Origin of the sequence: Fortiea sp. LEGE XX443 (assembly GCF_015206815.1) — a bacterium.
Classification (GTDB): domain Bacteria; phylum Cyanobacteriota; class Cyanobacteriia; order Cyanobacteriales; family Nostocaceae; genus Nostoc_B.
In genome coordinates, this window is record NZ_JADEXZ010000022.1 from 35,046 (window position 1) to 55,799 (window position 20,754).

A 20,754-nucleotide genomic window follows, 5' to 3' on the forward strand; every position below is an offset into this window, starting at 1 on the left:
AATATTAAATTTAGAACTACACTGTTACTCCTTGTGGTAGATGCTATTATTTATCATTTGGAGTCTGTTAAGATCGAGCTAACCTGAAACATAGTTTGAATCTTACTTTCAGGCTCCTGAACATCACAGGAGTGAAAGTAAATTATGCCGAGAATTATTGCTCCCCTAGCCTTGAGTGTCGCTACCATTGTCACAGGTTTTCTGATGGCAGCTTGTGATAACGCTAATACCACCAACACCACAAGTACTGCATCCCCAACAGCAAACTCAACTACTTCAACAAATAGTTCTGACGGATTAAAAATTGGGACTCTACTACCCACAACCGGTGACTTAGCTTCCATCGGACAGCAGATGGTAGGCTCTGTACCTTTGCTTGTTGATACCGTTAATGCTTGTGGAGGAGTCAACGGCAAAAATGTCACACTTGTAGAAGTAGACGACCAAACCGACCCTAAAGTTGGTGCTTCTGGTATGACCAAACTGGCGACATTAGATAAAGTTGCTGGTGTAGTTGGCTCTTTTGCTAGTAGTGTTTCTACCGCGGCGGTTTCCGTTGCTGTACCAAATAAAGTTATGCTGGTGTCCCCTGGTAGCACTAGTCCTGTATTTACAGATAAAGCAAAAAAAGGTGACTTTAAAGGGTTTTGGGCGCGGACTGCTCCCCCCGATACTTATCAAGCACTAGCCTTAGCTCAATTAGCTAACAAAAAAGGTTTTAAACGAGTTTCAACAGTTGTCATTAACAACGATTATGGTGTTGGCTTTGAAAAAGCATTTGTAGAAACTTTTGAAAAATTAGGTGGCACTGTAGTTAATAAAAGCAAACCTGTCCGTTACGACCCCAAAGCCCAAACTTTTGACACTGAAGCAGCGGCTGCTTTTGCTGGTAAGCCAGATGTAGTAGTGGCGGTACTCTACGCTGAAACAGGTAGTCTACTCCTGAAAGCTGCTTATCAACAAGGTTTAACTAAAGGAGTACAAGTTCTGCTGACAGATGGCGTGAAATCACCCACGTTCCCAGAACAAGTAGGTAAAGGTAGCGATCGCAAATATATCTTAACGGGAGCGCTAGGTACAGTACCTGGTTCCGATGGCAAAGCCTTAGAAGCTTTTAACCAATTGTGGAAAGAGAAAAAAGGTGGTTCACCGGGAGAATATGCGCCACAAGCTTGGGATGCTGCTGCATTACTAGTTTTGGCAGCCCAAGCCGCTAAAGATAACACAGGTGTCGGCATCTCTAGTAAAATTCGTGAAGTTGCGGCTGGCCCGGGTACAGATGTTAGTGATGTCTGTGAAGGGTTAAAGTTACTCCGAGAAGGTAAACCGATTAACTACCAAGGTGCTAGTGGAAACGTGGATGTTGATGCTAACGGTGATGTCCTCGGTGTTTATGATGTTTGGACGGTAGGAGATGACGGTAAAATTAGCGTGATTGACAAAGTTACGCCTAAGTAATCCTTAAAAAGGCAAAAGAAAGAATTCTTTCTTTTGCCTTTTAGCTTTTAAATTAAGTAATTAGAAGCCGGTGAAATTGTAACCGATTCCTATCAACAAACCCACATCAGTTTGGTCAAAAAATCCGGCATTTACAGCAGCTGTGGCTGTAAATTGCGAGGTGATGGGTACATCAACACCACCAGATACCAAGAAAGCCACTTGTGAATTATTGCCAGTGGTAATGGCTGCACCAACTCCTACGTAAGGAGCAATGGCTAAAGGCTCGCTAAAAGGGTCTTGTTGCAGAGAAAAGTCGTAGGTAACGGGAACCAGAATTGTAACATTGTTACCAAACACAGCTGATGGTCTGACAGAGAAAGTATTTGTTAATCCCACCTTACTCAGAACTGCAAAGTTGCCATCTCCTAAAGATGAATCTCCGCCACTTAAACCAATATTAGCGCCAATACCGATATAACTTCTGCCACCACGGGTAGGTCTACCGACATCAATAATATCTGATTGGGCAACTTTTACATCCGATGGTTGAGCAGTAGATTCAAAAGACTCAGGAACAAGTGCATCTGATGAGGTCGCTACTGTTCCAGGCATAGGTGTGAGGTATGGGTAAGCACTGGGCAATTGCTGGAATGTAGTTAAATCTGCTGATGGTAAAGGAGAAAAATTTTGCTTTGTCATCTCTACTTCAGGATTTAACTGATTGGGAGACGCTGCGGTGACAGCAGACTCAGTTAACTGCTGAGTATTTGCTGTGTCTACTGTCTGAGCCATAGCGGAAAAACCAGAGGTCAAGACAGCAAAAGTAACTAAACCTGGTAAAAAAACAACATCTTTATGAAGAAAAATAGTATTCACATTCACTCCTAACAGAATATTACTGCAATAAATTGCGAATTTTGACTTTAACATCAGAAAATTCTTTCCTACATCCTGAGAAGGACGTAGGTATTGAGAATTCACAATTGGGAGTAATGAAAACTTTAAAGATTGCTAACGGCTTCCGCAACTAGTCTTGATACAAAGGGTAAGATATCGCGGTTGTTGGCGTTGGCTTTACCTTCAGTAAAAACAATTAATAAGTAGGGACGCTGATTAAGTATCTCAATATATGCTGCATCATGACGAACTTGACTTGTCCAACCAGCCTTTGACCAAATTTGGGCTTGTTGAGGTAAAGCACCGCCTAAAAAACCTGTGATTTGGTCTTCTTCGACATTTTTAGGTAAATCATCAGGGTTAAGACTGCGTTTGAGCAAATTCATCATTGCTTGCGATCGCCCACTCGCAACTGCTACACCACCTACGATACTATGTAGCAAACGCGCGATCGCATTTGTCGTTAACATATTGCGATTATCAAACGTCTCTCCATAAAATGCCCGTTCCCTTCCATAAGGGCCATCACACCAAGTTTTTTGACAAACATTTATCGTCTCCATCTCTTCCCAACCCAAAGACTGGTAGTAACGGTTGACAATATGACGCTGTTGCTTCCAAGTTTCAAATGGCCCTGGTGGTAACTCTGGCCCGGAAGTAGTACCAGTCAAAATATCTACAACTAAACTTGTGGCATCGTTACTAGAATCAATTATCATATCGCCCAAGGCTCGCTCCAATTCCTTAGAGGTTTGGATCATGCCTTTTTCTAACCATTCATTTACTGCTACCAAGTAAAATAACTTAACCACACTCGCGGGATAAATCCGTTCAACACCACGATACGTGAAACCACGGACTGGGTGATTCCAAAAGGCATCTGGAGTTAAAGCGCCACCAGTATTTACGGGTACTGGCGGATCGTAGACAATCCAAGTCAGAGCAATTTGATTTTGAGCTAATGTCGGAAATGCTGCCCAGGTTGCCTCTAAAATGTCATTACCCAAATTCTCTAGTTGTTCGTCTTTTCTAAAAAAAACCATTGAATAATGCTCTCTAATTCAGAATCCCAAATCCTAAATTTGACCGTAGATAAATACCAATGTCTCGCTGAACTCAACTTATATGATTCTCCTGCATGTACGCGCTTGGCAACTCAGGCTGCTGTTGGGCGACATTTGCGGGTAACATCAAATCATCAAGATACAGCAGTTGAGGTGTATTTGTGTGAGGATGATTATCCAGGCTGGGTGTCGTTTTTGGATTTGGGTTTATTACAACCTGCTACTGTACATTATCAAGCTGCAACATTTGCGGAAACTGAAATTAAAAAACTGCTTCCTAAGGTTATCGCTTTTACCCAAAAAGCTATGGAGCAATCTAATGAGTATCTTTGGGGTGGTACAGTGGGGCCGAATTACGATTGTTCTGGTTTGATGCAGGCGGCGTTTGTATCGGTGGGGATTTGGCTACCAAGAGATGCTTATCAGCAAGAAGCTTTTGTCCAAGCAATCACCTTAGAAGAATTACAGCCAGGGGATTTGGTGTTTTTTGGGACACCTGAAAAAGCTACCCATGTCGGGCTTTATTTGGGTGATGGGGCTTACATCCACAGTTCTGGTGCAACTCAAGGACGTAATGGGATTGGGATTGACATTCTCTCGGAACAGGGAGATGCGGTGAGTCGGTCATATTATCAGCAACTGCGAGGTGCTGGCAGAGTTGTGAAGAGTTACGAACCACAGAGATAGAGAGGGTGCAGAGGGTTATGAGGAGTGGGTTGATTTCAGAAGGAATGGGTCAGGAAAATGGGGCAATTTCGGCAAGTGTACCAGATGTGTCGGTGGTTGTACCGGTGCGTGATGAGGTGGAAAGTTTGCCACATTTACTAGAGGCGATCGCATCTACTTTATCTGATAATCAGATCAATTATGAAATCATCTGTGTGGATGATGGTTCAACTGATGGTTCTGCGGAATTTCTCAAACAACAAGCACAAATCCGCACTGATTTAAAAGCGGTGATTCTGCGGCGCAATTACGGACAAACCGCAGCGATGTCTGCTGGGTTTAACTATGCAGTTGGTAAGGCAATTGTAACTTTAGATGCTGACCTGCAAAATGATCCCGCTGATATCCCAATGTTATTAGCGAAGTTGGATGATGGCTACGATTTGGTCAGCGGTTGGCGACAAAAACGCCAAGATGGCGCGGTTAATCGTTTACTTCCTTCTAAAATTGCCAACTGGCTAATTCGGCGCACAACTAGCGTGTATATTCATGACTATGGTTGTTCCCTGAAAGCCTATCGGGCAGAATTGGTGGCAGATATGAATCTTTACGGCGAATTACACCGATTTTTACCGGCACTGGCTTATATTGAAGGGGCAAGAATTACAGAAATGCCTGTGCGTCACCACGCCCGCAAATTTGGTCGCAGTAAATATGGGATATCGCGGACTTTTCGGGTGTTAATGGATTTGTTAACTATTTTGTTTATGAAAAAGTTCCTCACCCGCCCGATGCACGTTTTTGGGTTGCTGGGTTTGAGTTCGATGGCTGTGGGCGTAGGGATAGGAATTTATTTGACCTTTGTCAAGTTGGCGATGGGTGAGATGATTGGTAATCGCCCGTTGTTGATTTTGGCAGTTCTGTTGTTGGTGACTGGAGTACAGTTGTTTTGCTTTGGTTTGTTAGCAGAGTTACTGATGCGTACCTACCATGAATCCCAAGGACGACCTATTTATCGAGTACGGGAAGTAATTGAAAACAAAAATACCCGAACTTGATGTAATTCATCATTAAAATTAATTGTAGGTTTTTCTTTTTTTGCCTTTTGCCTTTTGACTTCTTATGATAGCCTCCTCTCAACCCAACTATTTCACACCCGACGAATATCTGCAAATGGAGGAAACAAGCTCCATTAAACATGAGTACATCAACGGCTACATTTACGCAATGGCTGGAGCAAGTGATCCTCATGTTACCATCGCTCTCAACCTTGCCACACTTCTGCGGAGTCATGTGCGTGGTTCTGGCTGCCGTGTTTACATTGCTGATATGAAAGCTCGAATTGAATCTTTGAATCGATACTATTATCCTGATGTTATGGTGACTTGCGATTCAAGAGATCAAGAAACACCCGTACATAAAAGATTTCCCTGTTTAATTGTTGAAGTTTTATCTGACTCGACTGAAGCCTTTGACAGGGGTGATAAATTCGCTGATTACCAAGCACTAGAAAGCTTAAAAGAATACGTTTTAATTAACACCAAACGCCAGCGAGTTGAATGTTTTCGACGTAATGATGATGGCTTGTGGGTTTTACAAACATACACATCCCAAGAAAAATATTTTCGACTCAATAGTATTAATTTTGAGGCAACAATAGCAGAACTTTACGAAGATGTAGTGTTTTAATAATGCTGATACCAATTTGCAATGACGCTCGTTCCTCTCTACGAGACGCTGCGCGAACGCTAACGCAATTCGTAGTTAAGAAACTTAGCTGTGACAGTCCACTATTGGACTATCACATGTCACCTGTTTCCTACTATATTCACCGTGCGTCGCCAATGATGACAAATGGCGACCAATAAAAGGGATGACGGTCAATTTGCTTTAACTTGGCTTTTTGTAGTGCTTCTCCTTTACTCATGCCTTGCTGGAGATTTGCATAAAAATCAACCATGAGTTTTTGGGTTGATTCGTCTTCAACCGCCCACAAACTCGCCATTACTGCTTTAGCACCAGCACGTTCAAATATATAGGCAACACCAGCAATGCCTACGCCTTTATCATCAATTTTTTTGGCAGTTTGACAAGCACTAAGGGTTAATAATTGTGTACCTTTTAAACCTAAAAATGCCGCATCAGCAATGTTAAACTGTGTATCGGCAAACAGCAATGAGTTATTTTTTAAATTTAATTCTTTACAGTCGGTATTTTGGAAGCAGCCGTGAGTTGCTAAATGGACTAAATTAAAACGTAAGGCTTGATTTTTGAAATTTGCTAAAGTGGCTTTATTACCAAGATAAGCCTCACTTCCTGATAATTTCTTTGTGATTTCGTTGACTTCTATTTCTGCGCCTGGTAAATTTTGTGGATCACGAGATACGGGATTACCAAATGCTAAGACTTTTGGTAATTGGTTTGTAGTTTCTTTTAGTGAACCTAAAGAGCTTGTGGAAATGCGAGTGAGATAATTGACGGGATATTTCTGGATTAAATATTTTTCAGTTTTGCTGTCGCGGAGGGTTTCAAAAGGAAGATAGCGGAGTTTGCCTGTGGCGATGATGCTTAATTGCTTGGGTTGCAATTTTTGGATTTCAGCTTCTACAGGTCGAATCAGAATATCATATAATTTAACGCTATTTTCTGCGTAGTCAGGATCACCGTCATTTTCTACTTGCTCTAGATATTGGGTGAGCAGTTGATCAAATTCATCAGGTTTGATTAATGTTTTAATAACGGTTACTTTATTTTTAGTTAAGATAAATATTGCTAAAGACTTTGGTATACTTTCCAAATTGGTCAACAAGACAGGTTGAATTACTACTGTATCGGCGGGAATGGATGATTTAAGCTGGTCAATATCGGCAGGTGTGGTTTCAAAGAGTTCGGCAACTTCGGGAAATTGGCGAGATATTTCTGTGGCTTGCTGATAGACTTGTGTTTCTAATTGGCGAAATTTTTGGGCGACATCTGCGGAAAAGTTATTTTGCAGTTGTTGTCGTTGAGCTTCTAGTTGTTGATTTTTTAAATTCCAATTATTAATAGCTTGTTGGGTTTGGGGGTTAGCAACTTTGGCATTAATTAAACGATTGTAGTCAGCTAAATCAGTAGTGCTGAACAGGTTAACCCAGGCAAAAGCTTGGTCATATTTCTTTTGATCAATTAAGACATTGACTAAAGCAGCACTCCAGTCATTTTGCTGTAAAAACTTTTGGCGATTTTCTTGCTGTAAACTTCGGCGTATTTCTAAGTTGATTTGCAGAAATTTTTCTAAATCAGTAATGGCTTTACTGGGTCGATTTGTATTATGAAACAATATACCTCTATGACCCAAAGTATTAGCTTCCCCAAAGCGATCGCCCACGGCACGTCTGAGGGGCAGAGCTTGGTTGTAAAATTTTAGTGCTTTCTCCTTTTCTCCTAAATCTGAGTAGACTACACCAATGTTATTGAGAGTAGTAGCTTCCCCGGAGCGATCACCCACCGCACGCCACAGGGTCAGAGCTTGGTTGTAAAATGACAATGCTTGCTGTTTTTGTCCTAAATCGGAGTAGACTAAACCAATGCCACTGAAAGTAGTAGCAATGCCAGAGCGATTGCCCACGGCACGATACAGGGGCAGAGCTTGGTTGTAAAATGACAGGGCTTGCTGCTTTTCTCCTAATGCCCAGTAGACTGTACCAATGTTATGGAGAGTAACAGCTTCCCCAGAGCGATCGCCCACCGCACGAGATAGGGGAAGGGCTTGGTTGTAAGATGACAGGGCTTTCTGCTTTTCTCCTAATGCGTTGTAGACTGAGCCAATGTTATTGAGAGTTCCGGCTTCCCTCGCGCGATTGCCCACTGCACGCCATAGGGGCAGAGCTTGGTTGAAAAATGACAGGGCTTGCTGCTTTTCTCCTAAATCGGAGTAGACTAGACCAATGTTATTGAGAGTAGTGGCTTTCCTAGAGCGATCGCCCACCGCACGAATTAGGGGCAGAGCTTGGTTGTAAAATGACAATGCCTGCTGCTTTTCTCCTAATGCGTTGTAGACTGCACCAATATTATTGAGAGTAGTGGCTTCCCCCGCGCGATCGCCCACGGCACGATATAGGAGCAGAGCTTGGTTGTAAGATGACAGGGCTTTCTGCTTTTCTCCTAATGCGTTGTAGCAAAACCCTAGCTCATTGAGTACAAGTGCTTCAAGTTTTTGGTCTTTTTGTTCTCGTACTATAACCAAAACTTGCTGGAATATGGGTATGGCTTGTTGATATTCTTGTTGTCGTCCCTTTTGTATCGCCTGTTCTAGTAGTTTTGTGGCTGTTTCTGCTTGGTTTTTTTTTGTTTCTCCCCAACTGGGTTGAGTTATGAGCGTTACTGTTAGGGGAGTTAAGTAAACACACGCAGCTAATACACTGGTAAGAATTTTTTGCATATAGCAATTTGATTTGGTTTGGGAAAATTGAGAAGTTTAGAGGATGTTTTTAAAGTTTGCTTGTTGGTGGCGGAAGATTTGAGATCCCCCCCAACCCCCCTTATATCAATTCACAATTCGCAATTCGCAATTCGCAATTAAAAAGCTTAGATGCAGCAAGGCTTTCAGGATTTAAATCCGTATCATCTTTTTCGTGAAATGGTATTAAAAAGGGGGGCTAATAATCCTCTTAAAGTCCCCCTTTTTAAGGGGGATTTAGGGGGATCTTCTACAAATAATCAAGCGATCGCACTGTTGCAAACACTACATTCTTCTATAGTAGGGCGATGGCTATGCCCGCCGCAGGCATCGCAAACTCAAATTTAATGCTAGGTAAGGTAATCATATCTCCCTCAGTGTTTTGCTTTCTCTGAAGTAACTTCCGCTTTCCTTGAAGTAACTTTTGCTTTCCCGGAAGTAACTTCCGTTTTCCTTGAAATAACTTTCGCTTTCCCGGAAGTAACTTCTACTTTCCCGGAAGTAACTTTTGCTTTCCTTGAAGTAACTTCCGCTTTAACATTTCCGTGTTTCCCTCAATCTGTAGCAGTTTCCGCTTTAACATTGGTTATTTAACAAAAATCAATAATTTTACGTATGGCAACTTTTTATACAATTGTCCACCATAGAGTAAGGATAAATTCAAAAAATGAGTATTAATTATGTCAAGAAGAAAGCGCACTTCACGTATTCTCGACAAAGCCGAAATGCGTCTAGCAAGTATTAAAGCTATCAGTCCTGCGCTAGATGTAGGAGAAGGATTAACAGTCACAGATTATACTGAGAAAATTGAAAAGATGCGACAATTACTGGAGGCGTACAATACCACCCTCTCTAATATTGATGCTTTATTAACCCAGATTGTGGAAAATGAAGAACATTTAGCAGATTATTCTGAAAATGTTTTGCGTGGAATTGCTTATAAGTTTGGCAATAATAGTCATGAGTATCAAATGGCTGGAGGTACTCGAAAAAGCGATCGTAAGCGTGCAATGCGTCAAAGCATGGTTTTAACTACTACCTCAAGCTAACGTGAGTTTGATGAACCTCTCCCCAACCCCTCTCCGCATCGGCTACCGTGTACACACAAATTATCTAATCACCCCAAAATTGTTTTTTGTAGGGTGTGTTATGCCTCTGGCTAACGCACCATCGAAGATTTTCGGTGCGTTAGGACTGTCGTCCATAACGCACCCTACCAGATGAAAACGAAGCAGAGTAGGATTTTTAGACTTGTGTGTACATCGTAGCTCCGCATCGGAGAGGGGCTTAAATCCTCCTAATTTTGAACAAAAAATTTAAGGTTTTAAAGTATTAAACGTAGGTTGGCTAAAGCGCAGCGCAACCCAACATGGATCTGGGAAACTCAAGATAGATATTTAGGATGTGTTAGCGTCAGCGTAAAGCATCACCAAATATCTCGGTGAGTTACGGCTGTCGCCTAATGCACCCTACTGGACTAATAACTGTTCACTGTTCACTGTTCACTGATTTAATAAGGTGTTGCTTGAATTGTCATTGTTCTTTTTTGTAGAGTTACGTTATTTTTGCGTAAGTTCTATTAAAAGAATGAGGCGATCGCACTAACAATTAGTTTGAGAGCTAATTTCTTGTAAAATCTCTGAAATTTCTGCTTCTGATTGAATATGTCGTGCCAGAACTTGAGCAGTAGCCTCTAGCACGCGGTTAGAAAATAACTTAGCTACATCTTGGCGTAAACCTTGCCCAATATAAAATTTAAGTAATGCCTCACAAGACATGTCTCGACTGTCTGCTATTTTTTTGAGCGATTCTAAGGTATCTTTAGGGATTTCTAAAGATACTGTTTCATGTGAGCGTGGACGCAGTTGTAATGTAAATTCTTCTTCAGGGTTGTTCATAAAGCTTTCTTTCTGTACGAGTTGCTAGACGAGCGGAAATGATCCGGTTTCGTAATCCACGTTCTACATAGACAACAAGCAACAAGCGTTGTTCAAGAGAATACCCAATGATAAAAGCCCGTTGTTCGCTACTAGTAGTATTGATAGGATTTGCATCGCCGGTTTGATAGAAAGGATCAAAGAAAACCTCTGCGGCTTCTTCAAAAGTAATGTCATGTTTTTCGATGTTGCTTCGGGCTTTATTGCTATCCCACTCAAATTCAACACCTTGTAGGCGATAAACAATATCCATGCGTTTATTTTATCGTCATAGTATTAGACATAGGTTGAGTGTTTGCCTTACAGCCCTAAGGGCATCCTACGGCAGGCGTTTTCGTAGGGTAGCGCAGCGCAACCCAACATGGATCTGGGAAACTCAAGATAGATATTGGTGTTGGGTTTCCTTACGTCAACCCAACCTACAATAGTGTTAATAAGGTGTTGCCTGAATAGTCATTGTTCTTTTTTGCGGATCAAACTGGAGTTGATCTACTACATATTGCCTATCTTTAGCTACTGATTTAATACCTAACAACTCTGCACGGGAAACTACAGGGGGAGCCAAGGTAACTTCTGCTTCACCTTTAGCTGGATTTTTGATTTTAAAAGTATCTACAGGGACACCATTCCAAGTTACTTGTTTACCTGTAGGGCGTTTGGGTTCACCCCGAATAATTGGAGGGACGCGGCTTATGTAAGTAGACGCATTTTTGAACTTTACTTTTTCAATTTTACCTAAAGGAATGGAGCGGGTTTTGCTACTACGCTGAATTGTTAATGTTTGTCCTTGAGCGTCTACTTCAATTACCCTACCGCTGAGGGATTCTCCTCCTTTTAAAGAAATATCTGCAAAATCTGGTAAGGCTATTGGCAATGCTATAGCCTGTAATTTAACTGGTGCTTGTGCTACTAACAAATTTCCTGTCTTGACTTCCTTGGCGATCGCAGATATTGTATTTCCTGCCAGCAATGCTCCTGTTCCCAATACTCCGGCAAATATCACCTTAAAAACAGTTGTCATAGTCTTAACACGGTTATTTATGTATTAATCCTTTGTTTAACTTCTTTATTATTTAGCAAATTTCCGTAAAATAACGGAAGATAAATTGTTTTATTTAAGAAATTATGGTGTTTTTTGTTGTTTATGGTTCAATAGAGTTCCGTTAAGGTTTTGATCCCCCTTAGCCCCTTCAAAAGGGGGGAATCGGACTCTTGAAGTCCCCCTTTTTAAGGGGGATTTAGGGGGATCAGATGATTTGTGTGTCTAATTATCCCTTGGAGTGCTTCTGTGACTTCAAACCCCAACACAACCTCAGATCCAAATATTTTAGGTAAGTTTACTAGTGTAATTGGTTTAATAGGTGCGGCTCTTTTCTTTGCAGGGTGGATTTACCGTTGGGCATATTTCTACTTTTTTCAACTAGAAATTTCTAACCTAGATTTACCTGCACAGTCGTTTCTCATAGTTCCCATACAAATATTTTTTGGGGATGGTTGGGCAATATGCAAAACTGCGATCGCTTTTTTGTTGGCGGCGATCGCTATTAATGTTACACTGTGGTTAATTAGAATCTCTAGCGAATTTTTTGTTAACCGCTTCCAAGATTTATCAAATCGCATCATTCGTGTGACTCAAAATAAGCGGTCAATAACAGCTAGATTTCTCAAGTCTTTGGTTAACTATAGTTCTCAACAGCTGCGTTTAGTAGATTTTTTGCGATCGCTAGTCAATGAAATTGTAATTGTATCTTGGGTTTTAATTGTGATCTTTTGGTTAGCGCAGTGGCAAGGCGTTACCGATGCACGACGAGATGCTGGGCAAAATTCTACCTTACCCGTAATTGCCCTAATTACCCCAGAAGAAAAGTTTGTCGCCGGACGCAAACTTGATGATGCGTTTGCTGATCCGCCATTGAAAGGCTACAGAATAATTGGAGATAGAGGTTTATTTGAAGACCTACGCGGTAAAGAAGATACTGATGTCAGCAATCCCCAGCAGCCGAGAGTTTGGCGCTTACTTCTAGAACGTGGCGGCTGGATTTATTTGTTTCCGACTTTACCACCAAATGCCACACCTAATAACCGTCCAGCAGTAATCGCTATTCAAACAAGTGATAAAGGACATTTGCTAATTCGCGCTCCAGAAGTTTCTAAAACCCCGACTCCTTGAGACTCGACTTTATCCATTTTTGAGAATATGGAAAGCTAAGACGAGGAAATATAAGCATGGAAAAATCTAATTATCAAGCACTATAAATTTATTGTGTTGCTGTCAATATCTCTTGTGCGCCTCTACCCAACCTACTCTCAAAAAGTAGTGGCAAAAAATGTTAAATAACGTAACAATACTAAAACAACACAGTTAGCGTTTTTTTGCATCTGCCTTGAAAGCTTTTAATACATTTGATGCCGACCTTCGGCGTAACCTGCTAGTTTTATTTACGGCAGGTTTATTATTCTGGACTAGTACAGCTGCCTTTTTACCAACGCTACCGCTATACATCAAAGATGTGGGGGGTAGTAATCAAGAAATTGGCATTGTCATGGGTGGTTTCGCCATTGGGTTGTTGCTGTTTCGTCCCATGTTAGGACGATTAGCCGATCGCCACGGTCGTAAACTCGTATTAATAATTGGCACAACTGTAGCAGCGATCGCTCCTTTTGGCTATTTGACTTTGACATCTATCCCATTATTATTCTGGCTGCGGATTTTTCACGGGATTAGCATTGCGGCTTTTACTACTGGCTACAGTGCTTTGGTAGCTGATTTAGCTCCTGTTGCTATTCGTGGTGAAATTATTAGCTATATGAGTCTGACTGCTCCCATTGGTTTAGCTATTGGGCCAGCCGTGGGAAGTTATTTACAGGAGGCTTCTGGTTACTCACACTTCTTTTTATTATGTGCAGCAGTCGCTTTTACTGGTCTATTGTGTGCGTTACAAGTCATCAATCCACCATTAATTACAGCACGGTCATCAGAACACCAAAACAGTAATTTTTGGCAAATTCTTGTAAGTCCACGGGTGAGAATTCCAGCTATTGTCATGCTGCTGGTAGGTACATCCGTCGGTGCTGTACATGTTTTTATATCCTTATTTATTAAATCTACTGAGGTAAGTTTTAATGGTGGCTGGTTTTTCACAGTTGCAGCTCTATCCAGTTTTACTATCAGGGTGTTTGCTGGTCGAGCCAGCGATCGCTTTGGACGGGGTTTGTTTATTACTTTTGGGATTACAGCCTATACCTTAGCCTGCCTATTACTATGGCAAGCTAACAGTACCAATGCTTTTTTGTTATCTGCCATTGCACAAGGCTGCGGTGGTGGGACAGTGATTTCAATGGTGACTACGATGATGGCAGATCGTTCACTACCTCAAGAACGTGGGCAAATTTTTGCTATTTGTATGGCCGGATTTGATTTAGGGATTGCGATCGCTGCTCCTGTATTAGGATATGTTGCAGAAATAGTTGGCTATCGCAATATGTTTGGCTATAGTACAGCCTTAACTTTCTTAGGACTGCTAATTTTTCTCACCCTATCTAACAAAAATTTACCTAGTTCTCTGCGTTTTGCTCTGGGTCGCGGTGAAGATGCCTTTTCGTTGAATAATGTTGACGTGAGTTAAATGTTTCAGCGTTGAAAAGATTTGATTTGTAGTGAGATAAGACTTTAGCTCATTACAAATCTGTAAAATATTAGAGATTATTTTCAGTTTCTAGTATCTTGTTTCTTCTATTATTTGAGATTTGTGAATTTTCGGCAACTTTTCTACAATACAAATAACAAATGTTTCTGCAAAATTAACAGTTTTTTATATTTGTTAATAATTACTTGAATCTTACAAATTTATTACTATTGCTCTTGTTGATTTAAACATTATTTTTGAATTTTTAGTTTATAATGCTATTCATTATGTGTTTCTTAAATATCAATAAATACAGTTCAGTTAAGGTTATTGGTTAGCCTTTGGAATCTGTAGAGGTGTTTTTTTACACCTCGGCAAGGTTTTTCATGTTTATAGTAATCTGCATAAGATATACAAACACCTATTTGCCTTGTTTCTTCTCTTAAATAATGAATTTGTAAATCAAATGAAATTGCTATATATAAATCATCTGTAGGTCATTTTAAAGATAGACATAAAAACATAACCCCATAAATATGATAAGTAAATTAGACAAGCAAATATTTTATGGATGAAGTGACCAGTAAACTACTAATTATTTTTCAGAATGTCAATGAATGGCTGAGATTTGCAGAAGCAAAAAATGCTGTTTTACTAGCTTTCTCTGGTGCTGGAATTACTGCAACTATCACCATTTTAGCTACAGTAGAAAAGCTCCCAAGCTCTTTGCGTATTGGATTGTTATTAACAACATCTCTGCTGTGCGTTTCAGCCCTAATCTGTTCTCTATCATTTATTCCTAAAACGAACTTAGAGCGACTGCTATCGTTACAAACAATGTCTATGAAAAATTCTACATCTGCAATCAGAGATACAGATAACCTGTATTTCTTTGGCGATTTACAAAAATACAATTCGCAAGGATTACTTAAAGCATTAAATAAGTATTATTTTGATAACAATATGAAACCTTTTAAAAAAGAATACAAAGATATAGCCAGCCAAATTACGATTAATGCTAGAATTACGTTTTTAAAATTTAGAATATTTACGTATGCAGTTTATATTTTAATTATCTCTATTTTAGTAATTCCTTGTTCAACGTTAATTAGCTTAGTAATTTATAAAACATTATAAATAAAATTTTAGCAAAATTCTCTAATCCCAAACCTACCAAAAATTTACTAATAAACTATGCAAGAGATTGTGACAAAAACTGTGGTTGAAATTGATCTTGCTGGATACAGTGATATTGTAAAGAGTATGCAACAAGACTATGATGTAGATGCTGTGCCATACCTCAACAAGAATATTCAGCGTTTTATTGATGATAGTTTAAAAGAAATAGATAATAGTAAATATATTGTTCAAGACAAAAAAGGAGATAATCGTGTTATTTTCTTCGATCATGCTAATGATGCTTATAAATTTGCCGAAACTGTTCATAGAAAAACTAAATTATATAACGTTAGCACAAACAAAAAATTTGCAAAAAGATTGTTCCGCATCGGTGCTGCAACTGGCAAATTTGTTATGAACTATGATGGAGAGAACTTTACAGGCTACGATATCATCACTGCTTATCGGTTAGAAGCAAAGGCAGAACCTGGAAAATGCTTTATTGTTGATGTAGAAACATTCAACTCTCTTTCAAGGGAGCTACAAGACAAATTTGATGATGAAAAAACTGTATTTGGTAAAAAAAGAACAACTGTATGTGGTGAAAATGTATGTGATGAAAAAGAAGAGGAATTTCAAGCTCGGAGTTGCAAAATTATCTATGATAATTTATTAGAATGCTTCGAGAAATTGAATAAAGAACAAAAACAGCTAGTCTATCAAATTGGGCTTGAGGGACTTGAGTATGATGACAACCTATCTGAGGAGAGTAAAAATAATGTAGAAAAATTAGTAGAGCAAGAATTAATCATAAAACAAGAATATGACTCTAGAACAAGATTTATTTTAGCCAATAATTTCAATAATTTTTTTCAAGAAATAATCGTTAAAATTATTGTTGAAGAAATTAGTACAAAGAAATTAGACATATTAAAAAAATATTCAATTCTAAAAATATTAACACGAAAAGATGTACATAAATTGCTGCAAGAAAAACTATCAACAATTCCTCAAGCTCAAGACGATAATTCAATGCTTGGTGAATATATTTATAACATAATTCATACTTGGCAGAATACTCCAAATCTACCACAACTATCAGACAATTATGCAGCAGGAAATCTGCTAAATTTGTTGTTGCAATTTGATCTTAAAACAGATTTTAGCTATTCTAACTTATCAAACATATCTATTTGGAATGCTGATTTAACAAAGGCTACTTTAACAGGAGTAGATTTTACTAAATCTAATCTGAAAAACTCTATATTTTCTCAACCATTAGGTTGCATTCATTCCATTGCTTTTGATGCTGATGGTGATTATTTTGCTACAGGTGATGCTCATGGTTCAATTCGAGTTCATAATGCCAAGACTTTAGAACTATGTATTTTTCATAACGAAAGAAACAGTCCGATTTGGTCAGTTGCTTTTGGAAAAAATAAACAACATGAGCGAATGTTAGCTTGGGGAGCAGAAGATGGCAGTGTGAAATTGTACAAAATCACCTCCACAGATAATAAGATGAAGCTGAGTCTTATTGATTCACTAGATGTAACAACACGTATATTATCTGTAGTATTTAGCCCGGATGGGTATACTTTAGCAAATGGAGGAGATGGAAATAATGCGATACATTTTTTAAAAATTAATAATGATTATCATCCAAAAGGCACTTTAGATACTAGTGACGTATCTTGTATGGTCTTTATTAATAATGATTGTATTGCTAGTGGTAGCCAGGATGGATATATCCGCCTTGGGTATATAGAACAAGCAAACCACAGGCAAGATTTCAGTCAAAAGGTACATCAAGGAGTAGTACGATGTATTGCATTTTATGGAAAGAAAGAGGAAGAGAGGCGAATTTTAGTTAGTGGTGGAGAAGATGGCAAATTAAAAATGTTGGATTTAACTAAACATCCTCTCCACCCTGAAGACATCAAATTTGAAACAGAAATTAGTCAAGTACGGACAATAGCATTTAGTCAAGATGGGAATATTCTTGCTGTTGGATGTATAGATAATAATGCAAACGGACAGAGTGAACACAAAATTAGGCTGTGGAGTTTCTCTAACAGAGAATGGATAGGACAACCACTAGAAGGTCATAAGTATTCAATCAGAAGTTTAGTGTTTTCACCCCAGCCTAGTAATTCTCAACTTTTAGTAAGCGGTGGAGATGGATGTACCGTCAACTTTTGGCAGAAAGAAAACGAAATATGGAGAGGTGAGGAGAAGCTAAAAGGATATGCTAATCGTATCTGGTCAGTAGCACTTAGTAGAGATGGTAAAACCTTTGCTTGTGGAGGTGAAGACAATAAAATCCATCTTTGGAATTATCATGAACGCACACATATTCCACTTCAAACGCTTACCGAGCATACTAATTGGGTTTGGTCAGTAGCATTTAGCCCCAATGCTGATATTTTAGCGAGTGGTTGTGAAGATAATAAAATTTATTTGTGGGGGTTACAAGAGGGGAAATGGCAACCCATCCGTGAATTGGTAGGAAATTCTGAAGTCAAGGGACATGATAAACGTGTTCGAGGTGTTGTGTTTCATCCTGATGGATATAATCTGATTAGTGCAGGAAATGATAATAGAATTATTTTATGGGACATAACAGATTTAAACAGGCCTCAAATATTACCGGGGTTTACTGAACATAATGACCGAGTATTATCTGTAGCTTTTAGTCCAGATGGTAATTACCTAGTTAGTAGTAGCCGTGATCAAAATATTTATCTAATAGAAGTAGAAACCCATCATCAACCGTACTCGCTAGGAAATCATTACTTGCTAGGAAATCATACAGATTCTCATAAAGATCAAGTTCATAGCATTGCTTTTAGCCCAGATAGCAATCTGTTGGTTAGCGGAGGTTTTGATAAAAAACTAAAATTGTGGGATGTTAAGAGTCGAAAACTTATTCGGACTTGGGATGGATATCAAAAAATACTATCTGTCGCATTTCATCCAAAAAAACAACCAAAAAAACTAATTGTAGCTAGTGCTGGGCATAATCACATTATTCAACTATGGGATATCGATGATCCCAATAATGTAAAACTTATAAAAACATTCAAAGGACATAAACGCGCTGTAGAGTCTATAGTATTTACTCCTGATGGCAAACAACTGATTAGCTGTAGCCAAGACCAGACTATCAAGTTTTGGGAGGTAGGAGGAAAACTTAATATTAGTATCCATACTATAGAACTTGGCAAACCATATCAAGGGATGAATATTTATGGTCTTGATGGTTTGGACTCAGCCCAAATCTCAGCTTTAGAGGAACTAGGAGCTTTAAAATTAGGACTTAAGCATGAAAACGAAAAATAAATGGCAAGGTTGTAAAGATATGGGGGTGTATGTATACAAAACCTTTACATTCCATACCTTTTCACCCCTACACCCAGTCTCCACCGACAATCTTTGTACATAAGTCCTGAAAATATTGAAAGTTAACTCAACGATTTAGTTAATTATTCTAAAAATCCAAAATATTGCAATCCTTCTCCAATTCCATTGGCAAACTTGGCTGTTGCTAAATAACGATTTGGGTTTGGGTTAGCCTTGTGCCAATCTAGCAATTCTTGTCTTGCATTACCGACAATAATACCTTTTTCCTCCCTATTGGCAAACAAGGCAATATCATTACCAGAGTCTCCACAAGCAACGGTTTTTGCTACATCTATTTCTAAATATTGCCGTACAAAGGTCATTGCCATACCTTTATTTGCGTTACGTGGCAAAATATCTAAATCTTTACCACCGCTATAAATAACTTGAATATCTAATTCCTGTTCTAACAAAGCACGTTCTAACTCTGGTACGACTTTTCCAGCAATTTCTTCTTTAAGAAGATAGCTTACTTTAAAATCTCTTTGTTCACTTGCGGGTTGAGGTTTCAAGTCAGGAAAATTTGCCGATATTTTTTTTACTAAATCTCTATCCCAAGCTTGAGAAAGTTTATCAGACCATGTAGAATCCGGGTCTTGACTACCATTGATATAAATTTCTGTACCTACAGAACAAACCAGTATATCTGCATCTAATAGTGTTTTTTCTTTGGCAAGTTTTTGAAAAAGAAAAGGTGAGCGACCAGTTGAATAAACGATTTTAGTGCCATATTGCTGACGATGCAATTCTAGCTGCTGATTTAGTTGTGCCATTGCATCATCATCACCTATCAGTGTATAGTCTAGATCCGTGATGAAAAGAAACTGTTTCATAACTCTGCCTCTTGAAATATTAACTATATGATTTCAAAAATACTCGTATAAATAAATCAGATTGCAATGTCAAGATTGGTTGACATCTGCTGTTTGATTAATTGATAAATTTGGTCGGCAGGGTTTTTGAGGATTTGGAGTATTTGGTTTGCCCTGCATAGGTTTAAACCCTGTTTTTAAATAAGAAGATTTTAAACTTAGCTAAACACGGTAAATCATACCACAACTTTAGATTTAATTACACAATAATATTTTGAACCCTGGGAAAGAGTAATTTACATTTAATACACGATTGAAAACATCAATATTTAGTATTGATATTATTCCACTATTATTTGGATACACTTATCTCTCAGATGGCATAGATTATAAATTGAAAAAGCAAAAGGCAATGGAATATAGTTTTTTTGCCTTTTGCCTTTTTACTTTATTAAACGGGCGAGGAGGGATTCGAACCCCCGACACCGTGGTCCGTAGCCACGTGCTCTAGTCCACTGAGCTACACGCCCCTGCCAGAAAAACATCTTAGCACTTTATTCTCGAATCATGCAAGAGAATTCTCCCAAAAATTTTTCTGTTGACTTAACTCATCTGGATGCTCAAGGACAAGCACAGATGGTAGATGTTTCTGGTAAAGCACCCACAATCCGCCAAGCAGTTGCTGTTGCTAGAGTGCGGATGCTACCAGAAACTTTGATTGCCATTCAGGACGGCAATACTCCTAAAGGTGATGTGTTAGCAACGGCTCGGATAGCAGGGATTATGGCAGCCAAACAGACAGCTAATTTAATTCCTCTGTGTCATCCATTACCATTACAAAAAGTTACCGTAGAAATTACCCCCGATTCCCAATTACCTGGTTATCAAATTCAAGCTACCGTCAAAACCAAAGCTGAAACTGGCGTAGAAATGGAAGCTTTAACTGCCGTTTCTGTAGCAGCATTGACTTTATACGATATGGCGAAAGCCTTAGAAAAGTCGATTCAAATTGAATCAATTCACTTAATTAGTAAAACTGGTGGGAAATCTGGAGATTACACTGCATCAGAACTATAGCCTACTCAATCTCACCTATAGCTTTGTTGACATCAGTTGGGCTGTCAAATTCTTCATCATTAGGCAATTGCTCTAACAGAGATAGAACCTTGCGATCGGCTCCCTGCTTTTGAGCATGTTGAACTAATTCTTGTTTATTGGCAGGATAGTCCATGCCTTTTAAATGTTTTTGAATTTCAACTGGGTTTGCTTTAGCCATTTTTGCCACCTACCTCTTAAGGACATTTCCATATTCACAAGTGGACATATTGGCTCCCTCTATCAAATAGGTGAATC

18 protein-coding genes and 1 tRNA gene are annotated in these 20,754 nt (G+C 39.1%); 10 read left to right on the forward strand and 9 right to left on the reverse strand.

The annotated features are described in order from the left end of the window. Nucleotides 1–144 precede the first annotated feature (144 nt). Nucleotides 145–1,458, forward strand: a complete 1,314-nt coding sequence (locus IQ259_RS10940; RefSeq protein ID WP_193884568.1) for an ABC transporter substrate-binding protein — start codon at nt 145–147, stop codon at nt 1,456–1,458. 60 nt (nt 1,459–1,518) lie between these two features. Here the strand turns inward: IQ259_RS10940 and IQ259_RS10945 are convergent, their stop codons facing one another. Both IQ259_RS10945 and IQ259_RS10950 read right to left on the reverse strand, forming a co-directional pair. Beyond that, entirely contained in the window at nt 1,519–2,316 is a 798-nt protein-coding gene (locus tag IQ259_RS10945) for a hypothetical protein (protein ID WP_193884570.1), read from the reverse strand. A 125-nt stretch (nt 2,317–2,441) separates the two neighbouring features. Beyond that, nucleotides 2,442–3,380, reverse strand: a complete 939-nt coding sequence (locus tag IQ259_RS10950) for a serine hydrolase (RefSeq protein WP_193884572.1) — start codon at nt 3,378–3,380, stop codon at nt 2,442–2,444. 6 nt (nt 3,381–3,386) lie between these two features. Here IQ259_RS10950 and IQ259_RS10955 point away from each other — a divergent pair, with 6 nt between their 5' ends. From IQ259_RS10955 to IQ259_RS10965, 3 genes are all read left to right on the forward strand, one after another. Next, nucleotides 3,387–4,088, forward strand: a complete 702-nt coding sequence (locus tag IQ259_RS10955) for a C40 family peptidase (RefSeq protein WP_193884574.1) — start codon at nt 3,387–3,389, stop codon at nt 4,086–4,088. 17 nt (nt 4,089–4,105) lie between these two features. Then, nucleotides 4,106–5,125 carry a glycosyltransferase family 2 protein gene (locus IQ259_RS10960; protein WP_193884576.1) on the forward strand — a complete coding sequence of 340 codons (1,020 nt, stop codon included), beginning with the start codon at nt 4,106–4,108 and terminating at the stop codon, nt 5,123–5,125. A 64-nt stretch (nt 5,126–5,189) separates the two neighbouring features. After that, nucleotides 5,190–5,756, forward strand: a complete 567-nt coding sequence (locus IQ259_RS10965) for a Uma2 family endonuclease (protein WP_193884578.1) — start codon at nt 5,190–5,192, stop codon at nt 5,754–5,756. Nucleotides 5,757–5,895: 139 nt separating this feature from the next. On the opposite strand, the gene IQ259_RS10970 is transcribed toward IQ259_RS10965, so the two are convergent. Beyond that, complete coding sequence (locus IQ259_RS10970; RefSeq protein WP_193884580.1) at nt 5,896–8,487, reverse strand: tetratricopeptide repeat protein; 2,592 nt, start codon at nt 8,485–8,487, stop codon at nt 5,896–5,898. 698 nt (nt 8,488–9,185) lie between these two features. Here IQ259_RS10970 and IQ259_RS10975 point away from each other — a divergent pair. Further along, complete coding sequence (locus tag IQ259_RS10975; protein ID WP_193884582.1) at nt 9,186–9,554, forward strand: hypothetical protein; 369 nt, start codon at nt 9,186–9,188, stop codon at nt 9,552–9,554. Nucleotides 9,555–10,106: 552 nt separating this feature from the next. Here the strand turns inward: IQ259_RS10975 and IQ259_RS10980 are convergent. From IQ259_RS10980 to IQ259_RS10990, 3 genes are all read right to left on the reverse strand, one after another. Then, nucleotides 10,107–10,403: a hypothetical protein gene (locus tag IQ259_RS10980; RefSeq protein ID WP_193884584.1), complete on the reverse strand. Its 297-nt coding sequence runs from the start codon at nt 10,401–10,403 to the stop codon at nt 10,107–10,109. Further along, on the reverse strand, nt 10,390–10,695 hold the full coding sequence (locus tag IQ259_RS10985) for a BrnT family toxin (RefSeq protein ID WP_193884586.1): 306 nt from the start codon (nt 10,693–10,695) through the stop codon (nt 10,390–10,392). The genes IQ259_RS10980 and IQ259_RS10985 overlap by 14 nt, the downstream gene beginning before the upstream one ends. Before the next feature lie 177 nt (nt 10,696–10,872). Beyond that, nucleotides 10,873–11,463, reverse strand: coding sequence for a hypothetical protein (locus IQ259_RS10990; RefSeq protein ID WP_193884588.1), 591 nt, complete (start codon nt 11,461–11,463; stop codon nt 10,873–10,875). Between the two features lie 267 nt (nt 11,464–11,730). Here IQ259_RS10990 and IQ259_RS10995 point away from each other — a divergent pair, with 267 nt between their 5' ends. The 4 genes from IQ259_RS10995 to IQ259_RS11010 all read left to right on the forward strand — a co-directional run bounded on the left by IQ259_RS10995 (nt 11,731) and on the right by IQ259_RS11010 (nt 18,529). After that, nucleotides 11,731–12,612 (forward strand): hypothetical protein, encoded by an 882-nt coding sequence (locus tag IQ259_RS10995; protein WP_193884590.1) that lies wholly within the window; start codon nt 11,731–11,733, stop codon nt 12,610–12,612. A 214-nt stretch (nt 12,613–12,826) separates the two neighbouring features. After that, the gene (locus IQ259_RS11000; protein WP_193884592.1) at nt 12,827–14,068 is read left to right on the forward strand and encodes an MFS transporter; all 1,242 of its coding nucleotides are present in this window, start codon (nt 12,827–12,829) and stop codon (nt 14,066–14,068) included. Nucleotides 14,069–14,635: 567 nt separating this feature from the next. Continuing rightward, on the forward strand, nt 14,636–15,205 hold the full coding sequence (locus tag IQ259_RS11005; protein ID WP_193884594.1) for a Pycsar system effector family protein: 570 nt from the start codon (nt 14,636–14,638) through the stop codon (nt 15,203–15,205). Between the two features lie 69 nt (nt 15,206–15,274). Beyond that, on the forward strand, nt 15,275–18,529 hold the full coding sequence (locus IQ259_RS11010; protein WP_370568016.1) for a pentapeptide repeat-containing protein: 3,255 nt from the start codon (nt 15,275–15,277) through the stop codon (nt 18,527–18,529). A gap of 143 nt (nt 18,530–18,672) precedes the next feature. Here IQ259_RS11010 and IQ259_RS11015 read toward each other — a convergent pair whose 3' ends face one another. Together IQ259_RS11015 and IQ259_RS11020 are read right to left on the reverse strand one after the other, a co-directional pair. Continuing rightward, the gene (locus tag IQ259_RS11015; protein ID WP_193884598.1) at nt 18,673–19,422 is read right to left on the reverse strand and encodes a sucrose-phosphate phosphatase; all 750 of its coding nucleotides are present in this window, start codon (nt 19,420–19,422) and stop codon (nt 18,673–18,675) included. Between the two features lie 435 nt (nt 19,423–19,857). Next, nucleotides 19,858–19,931: transfer RNA gene (locus IQ259_RS11020), tRNA-Arg, on the reverse strand. 37 nt (nt 19,932–19,968) lie between these two features. Here IQ259_RS11020 and moaC point away from each other — a divergent pair. Next, a complete protein-coding gene (moaC, locus tag IQ259_RS11025; protein ID WP_193884600.1) occupies nt 19,969–20,478 on the forward strand; it encodes a cyclic pyranopterin monophosphate synthase MoaC in 510 nt (169 codons plus the stop codon). 1 nt (nt 20,479) lies between these two features. Here the strand turns inward: moaC and IQ259_RS11030 are convergent, their stop codons facing one another. After that, nucleotides 20,480–20,677, reverse strand: a complete 198-nt coding sequence (locus IQ259_RS11030) for a DUF2795 domain-containing protein (RefSeq protein WP_193884602.1) — start codon at nt 20,675–20,677, stop codon at nt 20,480–20,482. Between the last annotated feature and the right edge of the window lie 77 nt (nt 20,678–20,754).

Coding starts and splice junctions, on each gene's coding strand:
- IQ259_RS10940 (WP_193884568.1), top strand. CDS start 145: ATGCCGAGAATTATTGCTCCCCTAGCCTTGAGTGTCGCTACCATTGTC.
- IQ259_RS10950 (WP_193884572.1), bottom strand. CDS start 3,380: ATGGTTTTTTTTAGAAAAGACGAACAACTAGAGAATTTGGGTAATGAC.
- IQ259_RS10955 (WP_193884574.1), top strand. CDS start 3,387: ATGCTCTCTAATTCAGAATCCCAAATCCTAAATTTGACCGTAGATAAA.
- IQ259_RS10960 (WP_193884576.1), top strand. CDS start 4,106: ATGAGGAGTGGGTTGATTTCAGAAGGAATGGGTCAGGAAAATGGGGCA.
- IQ259_RS10965 (WP_193884578.1), top strand. CDS start 5,190: ATGATAGCCTCCTCTCAACCCAACTATTTCACACCCGACGAATATCTG.
- IQ259_RS10970 (WP_193884580.1), bottom strand. CDS start 8,487: ATGCAAAAAATTCTTACCAGTGTATTAGCTGCGTGTGTTTACTTAACT.
- IQ259_RS10975 (WP_193884582.1), top strand. CDS start 9,186: ATGTCAAGAAGAAAGCGCACTTCACGTATTCTCGACAAAGCCGAAATG.
- IQ259_RS10980 (WP_193884584.1), bottom strand. CDS start 10,403: ATGAACAACCCTGAAGAAGAATTTACATTACAACTGCGTCCACGCTCA.
- IQ259_RS10985 (WP_193884586.1), bottom strand. CDS start 10,695: ATGGATATTGTTTATCGCCTACAAGGTGTTGAATTTGAGTGGGATAGC.
- IQ259_RS10990 (WP_193884588.1), bottom strand. CDS start 11,463: ATGACAACTGTTTTTAAGGTGATATTTGCCGGAGTATTGGGAACAGGA.
- IQ259_RS11005 (WP_193884594.1), top strand. CDS start 14,636: ATGGATGAAGTGACCAGTAAACTACTAATTATTTTTCAGAATGTCAAT.
- IQ259_RS11015 (WP_193884598.1), bottom strand. CDS start 19,422: ATGAAACAGTTTCTTTTCATCACGGATCTAGACTATACACTGATAGGT.
- moaC (WP_193884600.1), top strand. CDS start 19,969: ATGCAAGAGAATTCTCCCAAAAATTTTTCTGTTGACTTAACTCATCTG.
- IQ259_RS11030 (WP_193884602.1), bottom strand. CDS start 20,677: ATGGCTAAAGCAAACCCAGTTGAAATTCAAAAACATTTAAAAGGCATG.